Genomic DNA, 6,394 nt, shown 5'->3' on the forward strand with positions numbered 1-6,394 from the left:
GGCCGCCGCCGCCGGATTTTTCGTTTGCGTCAGGCCTTGGCGGGGATTTCGAGGCCCTTCTGGCTCGCCGGACGGGCGACGCAGCGCTCCAGCCAGGCCATGACGGCCGGGAAATCGGCATAACCCAGCGCTTCGCGGCCGCCATAGAAGATGTCGGCACCGCGGATCCACGGGAAGGTCGTGATGTCGGCGATGGTGTATTCGTCGCCCATGATCCACTCACGATCTTTCAGCCGCTCTTCCAGAATGGAGAGCAGGCGTCGTGATTCCTCGCGGTAACGCTCGGCGGGATAGGGATTGTTGGCGACCTTGTCGGCGGCAAACTTGTGGAAGTGACCGAACTGGCCGAACATCGGCCCGATGCCGCTCATCTGGAACATCACCCAGGCCAGCGTCTCATAACGCCCGGCGGCATCGGCCGGGATCAGCTTGCCGGTCTTTTCCGCGAGATAGACGAGGATCGCGCCCGATTCGAAGAGGCCGATCGGCTTGCCGCCCGGACCATTGGGATCGATGATCGCCGGAATGCGGCCGTTCGGATTGAGCGAAATGAACGCCGGCGACTTCACGCCATCAGGCCCGAACTCGATGCGATGCGGCTCATAGGCAAGGCCGAGCTCTTCCAGCGCGATCGCCACCTTCACGCCGTTCGGCGTCGGCAGCGAATAGAGCTGGATGATATCGGGGTTCTTGGCGGGCCATTTCTTGGTGATGGGGAAGGACGACAGATCGGACATGAAAACTCCTCGGTGCAGGACCCCACAGATAGGGCGCAACATCTGACGATGTCAGGTACGGGAGAAAATTTTCCGCGCTGGAAGGGCGCGCCTCAGAGCGCGCCGCGCACCGCTTCGATGATCTCGGCCACGACCGGATCGCCGGCATGTTCGGCCTTGCGGGCGCGAACGAGGCAGGCTTCCGATTTCAGGATCACGCCATCGGACAGGATCTTCAGGTGGTTGGCGACCAGTGTCGAGCCTGTCGAGGTGATGTCGACGATGATATCGGCCGACCCCGAAGCCGGCGCACCCTCGGTGGCGCCGAGGCTTTCGACGATGCGGTAAAGCTGGATGCCGTGGTTGCCGGAGAAGAACTGCTGGGTCAGCCGCCAGTATTTGGTGGCGATGGTCAGGCGGCGGCCGTGGCGGGCGCGGAAATCGGCGGCGACGTCGCCGAGATCGGCCATCGTGTCGACGTCGAGCCAGATTTCCGGCACGGCGACGACAACATCGGCATGGCCGAAGCCGAGCCGGGCGCAGAATTCGACGCGGGCATCGGCTTCCGCCAGCCCCTCGCGCACGAGGTCTTCACCCGTCACGCCGAAATCGACGGTGCCGTTGGCGATCTCGCGCGAGATTTCGGAGGCAGAGAGGAAGGCGATCTCGATATCGTCGCGGCCTTCGACACGGCCGCGATAGGAGCGGTCATTGCCGACGGCGGTGACGGGAAAGCCGGCGCGGGCGAGCACGGCGGAACTGTCTTCCTTCATGCGCCCTTTGGAGGGCAGGCCGATGGTGATGGTCATGCGGCTTGCCCCTTGACGCTTGCGATGCGGTCGAGCCAGAGCGAGAAGCCGACGGCCGGAATGCGCTCCCTGGCGCCGAGCAGCGTCAGCAGCCGGTCGAAGCGGCCGCCGCCGGCGAGTACCAGCGCGTCACCCTCCGGCGCGATCTCGAACACGAGGCCGGTATAATAATCGAGCGGACGGCCGAAGGCCGCACGGTAGGTGATGTCAGCCGGATCGACGCCGGTTTCGCGAAGCGCCGCGACGCGGCTTTCGAAACGGAAGAGCGCTTCGCCGAGCGACAGGCCGGCCTTGTCCGCGAAGGCGGCGAGCGCCCTGGGGGCATCGGCCAGGCTCAGTTCCAGCGCGAGGAACTCCTTGAGCAGCGCCAGAGTGCGGCCATCAAGGCGGGTGTTGGCGAGTTCCATCTTCTCGCGCAGGCGCCGCGCGATATCGGCCGGGCTTCGGCTGGCATTGGTGGAATAGCCGGTCGCTTCCATCGTCTCGTCGATATGGGCGATCAGCCGTGCCTCGTCGTCGAGCGTGCCGAAAATGGCAAGGCGCTCGACCTCCGGGCCGAAGGTCCCGGATGGGGCGGGATTGGAGAGATCCGCCATCAGCTTCTGCAGCTGCGCCTGATTACCGAAGGCATGCACCAGCCGCTTCTGCCAGCCGGCCGGCAGGCCGCAGGCGGCGACGACCGCTTCGAAGACCGACTGGTCGCCGAGCATGACGGAGAGTTTGCGACCCGGCAGGCGGTTCTTCAGCACGGCCAGCGCATCGCGCACGGCGCGCGCATCGGCGCGGGCGACATCGGGCTCGCCAAGGTCTTCGATGCCGGCCTGATAGAACTCGTTCGAGCCCTCGCGGCGCTGGCGGAAGACTTCGCCGAGATAGGCATAGCGCTTCGGCGTGCCGGTCGCGGTCTCGATATGGCGCAGGCAGACGGGGATGGTGAATTCGGGGCGCAGGCACAGGCTCTTGCCCGTCTCGCTCTCCGTCATGAAGATGCGCCGCCGCAGGTCCTCACCCGCCATGTCGAGGAAGGGCTCCGCCGGCTGGATGACCGGCGTATCGACGCGCTCCGTGCCGAGCTTTTCAAGATCGGCGATCAGATCGGGCGCGAACGCGGGGAGGTTGACGAGAGGCATCTCAGCCGGCCCGTGCCCGGTCTTCAGCCTGCGCGGCGAGGATTTCGCGCACCTTGGCGACCAGCTCGGCTTCCGGCACGGAGACCTGCGCCACGCGGGCTTCGCGCCACGTCGTGTTGTCCTCGATCTCGCCGGAGAGGCGCTTGCCCTCGATCAGGTCCTTGATCTGCACGAGGCCCTCGGCGCGCTCGTCGCCGCCCTGGATGATGGCGACGGGGGCGTTGCGGCGGTCGGCATATTTCAGCTGGTTGCCGAACTTCTTCCAGTTGCCCTGGTACATCTCGGCGCGAATGCCGGCGGCGCGCAGTTCCTGCGTGAAGCGCTGGTAGCGGCCCATGCTCTCGATATCGCCGTCCATGACGGTGACGAGAACGGGCGCGACAACCTCGGAAGCCCCGAGCTTGCCGAGGTTCTTCAGCGCCGTCATCAGGCGCGAGACGCCGATGGAAAAGCCCGTGGCCGGCACCGGCTGGCCCATGAAGCGCGAGACGAGACCGTCATAACGGCCGCCGCCGCCGACCGAACCGAAGACGACCTTCTCGCCCTTCTCGTTGGTGACGGCGAACTGGAGTTCGGCTTCGAAGACGGGGCCGGTGTAGTATTCGAGGCCGCGCACGACGGAGGGGTCGATCTTGATGCGGTCGGAGCCATAGCCCGCAGAGGTGACGAGGTGGCCGATCTGGTTCAGTTCATCGACGCCTTCGCCACCGCGCGTGCTGCCTTCGAGCAGCTTGGCGAGGTCGGCAGCACTTTCGGCATAGTCCTTGATGCCGACGAAGAAGAGGACCTTCTCGATCTGGTTGTCGGAAAGGCCGGCGCCCTTGGTAAAGTCGCCGGATTCGTCCTTGCGGCCGGCGCCGAGCAGCAGCCTGACGCCTTCGGGGCCGAACTTGTCGAGCTTGTCGATGGCGCGCAGCACGGTGAGGCGCGCGCCCGCCTTGTCGTCGCCACCAAGGCCGATCGCTTCCAGCACGCCGTCCAGAACCTTGCGGTTGTTGACGCGAATGACGTAATCGCCGCGGGCAATGCCGAGCGCTTCCATCGTATCGGCGAACATCATGCACATTTCGGCATCGGCCTGCACGCCGGCAGCACCGACCGTGTCGGCGTCGAACTGCATGAACTGGCGGAAGCGGCCGGGACCGGGCTTCTCGTTGCGGAATACGTAACCCGCGCGATAGGTGCGGTAGGGCAGCTGGATCTCGTTGAAATTCTCCGCGACATGGCGGGCGAGCGGCGCCGTCAGGTCGTAGCGCAGGCTCATCCACTGGTCGTCGTCGTCCTGAACGGAGAAGACGCCCTCGTTCGGACGGTCGCTGTCGGGCAGGAATTTGCCGAGCGCGTCGGTATATTCCATGAGCGGGGTCTCGACGGGATCGAAGCCGTAGCGCTCATAGACCTCGCGGATCTTGACCGTCATCTCGCCCACGGCGCGGATGTCCAGCGCGTCACGATCGACAAAGCCGCGCGGCAGGCGGGCTTTCAGCTTCTGCGGTTTTTTCTGCTTTTCGCTCATCGGGATACCCGAAATTCCTGTATTTCCGTTGCCGGTTTCCTAGCGGATTGGGCGGGCAGCGGCAAGGCGCAAAAGCCCCTTCACGGTCGCCGTGACAGCGTATCCCAGCTGTGCACGATGACGGCCGAGGTGGTTTGCGCCTGCGCCTTCGGAATAAGGATCGAATGGGTGTCGCCGCGGATGATGCCGCGCATCTCCGACTGGAAGGACAGCCGCTTCATCTGAACATAGCCTTCGGGAATGGAGGTCACCGACAAAGCGGGGCCGCCATAGATCTCGACGCTCGCCACCTCGCGGGCATAGAGACCGGCGACAAGCGCCTGATCCTCGATGCACGCCCGATAATGGCCGGTGAGGAAACGACGGATGCTGGTGCCGACGACGGCGCGCATTTCCGGGCTCTCGCGATATTCCTGCTGAGACCCGCCGAGATAGCGGATATCCCGCCCCTCCCAGAGATTGCGGCTTTCCCCCGACGCGAGGATGGAGGCGAGCAGGCGCCGCTCGGTCTGCGCGTCCGCCCGGCGCAGGAAATCGACGATGGCGCCCGTCGCGCGCAGATCGGGCTCAGCCATGCCGCGCTCCCAGCGCGAGACCGTCGCTGTCGAGAAGCCAAGTTTCCACGCGATATCGGCCTGAGCCAGACCAACCTTCAGGCGATAGGCGCGCAATTGATCAATGAGATCATGGCCAGTGCTGAGGACGAAATCGCGCAAATTCAACCCTTAGACGTGACAAGCATCAAGAATACGCCAGAAAGTGGATTAAACTACCAGAGACTCCGCTTCCTGCCGCCTGAGATGTCGGCTACCGTTAATCCCAGGTAAACGTCTGTGACTGCCGTTTCGCAGGTCGCCTAACGCACAATCGCGACGTTTCCAGAGGTGACGGCCATGATAGCCTATTCCCGCGCCTCGCCGACCGAATGCCCGGAGCATCGGTTGTCCCTCTCTGGACTAAACCGCATGGCACTAAAAGCGAAGACCCATTCCACCCACCTCGCCTCTGTAGCCGAGATCATCGGCATCAATCCAAGCGAGCTGGAGAGCGCTTTCGTATGCGAGGAATGGAGTGCGGAACTCGCAACCGGCATCGTGCGGCTAGGGCCGAAAGCGGCGAGCCTGCACGGAATATGCAGCAGCCCCTGCGGTATCATGGACCTCATTCGCCTCTACGATTCCGCGGACCTTTCCAAGGTTCTGCAAGCGCTCGAGGACGCGGCAACATCGCCCATCGTCTTCACCTTTTCCACGACGCTGCGTCCGGGGCCTGGCCTCTATCGCCCCGTCTTCTGTTTCGGCCAGTCAGATACGGTCGACGGCACGAGCGGCATGATCCATGGCACCTTCGCGGTAGCGCGGCTCTGTATGCGGATGGGCTCAAGGCCGAAAGCGCTGAACTGACCCCTTCCCTTTTGCACGGCGGCCACCTATCTCTCGTTTCATGAGGCAGCTCCTTTTGCTATTCGCCATTCTGGGCGCGCTTTTCTCCGGCTGGCTGCCGGCGATGGCGGCGACGCTCAGTGTCGGCCAACCTGCCGGCGTGCATGCCATGCATGACATGACCGGCAAGGACGGCGGCGGCGATCATGGCAAGACGAAGCCAATGGCCCACCCCGTCGCCTGTTCCGCCTGTTTCGCGATAGAGGCCGACCGGATCGAACCCGCTGGGCGCCTGCTCGTCGTTTCGGAACGCACACCTGCCATAGCGCCGGCCCTTGCCGGCTTGGAACAGCGCCCGCTCGATCCGCCTCCCCGGTCCTGAACAGACCGAGAAAAATTCCCGCAATCTGTTCAGAATTGGAAAATATAATGAACGCAAAGACCTTGTTTCTTGGCGCAGCTCTTTCGCTCGCCCTCACCCTGCCCGCGCTCGCCCAGGAGGCCGACCATTCCGCCCATCAAGGCATGACGATGGACGCGCCTGAGGACAGCAGCCCCTCCACGCAGGCCTTCATCGATGCCAATGCGAAAATGCATGCGGCCATGGCGATCGACTTCACCGGCAATGCCGACGTCGATTTCGTACGCGGCATGATCGCCCATCATCAGGGCGCCATCGACATGGCGAAGGTGGAGCTGGAGCATGGCAAGGATGCCGACATCCGCAAGCTGGCGCAGGATGTCATCACCGCCCAGGAGGGCGAGATTGCCATGATGAAGGAATGGCTGGCAAAGAACGCCAAGTAACGCTTGACGAAAGCCAAGTCTAAAAACGAAGGCC

Annotated in this window: 8 protein-coding genes; 3 read left to right on the forward strand and 5 right to left on the reverse strand. The window is 64.0% G+C overall.

Translation table 11 applies throughout. From position 1 onward, the window contains the following. Positions 1–29: 29 nt before the first annotated feature. The 5 genes from ACOZK4_RS10570 to ACOZK4_RS10590 form a co-directional block, all read right to left on the reverse strand. A complete protein-coding gene (locus ACOZK4_RS10570; RefSeq protein ID WP_421591853.1) occupies positions 30–737 on the reverse strand; it encodes a glutathione S-transferase family protein in 708 nt (235 codons plus the stop codon). 92 nt (positions 738–829) lie between these two features. Continuing rightward, positions 830–1,525 carry an ATP phosphoribosyltransferase gene (hisG, locus tag ACOZK4_RS10575; RefSeq protein ID WP_313527791.1) on the reverse strand — a complete coding sequence of 232 codons (696 nt, stop codon included), beginning with the start codon at positions 1,523–1,525 and terminating at the stop codon, positions 830–832. Then, positions 1,522–2,655, reverse strand: a complete 1,134-nt coding sequence (locus ACOZK4_RS10580) for an ATP phosphoribosyltransferase regulatory subunit (protein WP_421591854.1) — start codon at positions 2,653–2,655, stop codon at positions 1,522–1,524. The genes hisG and ACOZK4_RS10580 overlap by 4 nt, the downstream gene beginning before the upstream one ends. Position 2,656: 1 nt before the next feature. After that, positions 2,657–4,171: a histidine--tRNA ligase gene (hisS, locus tag ACOZK4_RS10585; protein ID WP_421591855.1), complete on the reverse strand. Its 1,515-nt coding sequence runs from the start codon at positions 4,169–4,171 to the stop codon at positions 2,657–2,659. 80 nt (positions 4,172–4,251) lie between these two features. Continuing rightward, the gene (locus tag ACOZK4_RS10590) at positions 4,252–4,887 is read right to left on the reverse strand and encodes a helix-turn-helix domain-containing protein (RefSeq protein WP_421591856.1); all 636 of its coding nucleotides are present in this window, start codon (positions 4,885–4,887) and stop codon (positions 4,252–4,254) included. A 249-nt stretch (positions 4,888–5,136) separates the two neighbouring features. Here ACOZK4_RS10590 and ACOZK4_RS10595 point away from each other — a divergent pair, with 249 nt between their 5' ends. From ACOZK4_RS10595 to copM, 3 genes are read left to right on the forward strand one after another with little or no spacing between them, the layout of a single operon-like run. Continuing rightward, positions 5,137–5,574: a hypothetical protein gene (locus tag ACOZK4_RS10595; RefSeq protein WP_421591857.1), complete on the forward strand. Its 438-nt coding sequence runs from the start codon at positions 5,137–5,139 to the stop codon at positions 5,572–5,574. Positions 5,575–5,629: 55 nt separating this feature from the next. Then, the gene (locus tag ACOZK4_RS10600; protein WP_421591858.1) at positions 5,630–5,935 is read left to right on the forward strand and encodes a hypothetical protein; all 306 of its coding nucleotides are present in this window, start codon (positions 5,630–5,632) and stop codon (positions 5,933–5,935) included. 47 nt (positions 5,936–5,982) lie between these two features. Continuing rightward, positions 5,983–6,360, forward strand: a complete 378-nt coding sequence (gene copM / locus ACOZK4_RS10605; protein ID WP_421591859.1) for a CopM family metallochaperone — start codon at positions 5,983–5,985, stop codon at positions 6,358–6,360. Positions 6,361–6,394: the final 34 nt, after the last annotated feature.

Origin of the sequence: Shinella sp. M27, assembly GCF_049199905.1 — a bacterium.
Lineage (GTDB): Bacteria > Pseudomonadota > Alphaproteobacteria > Rhizobiales > Rhizobiaceae > Shinella.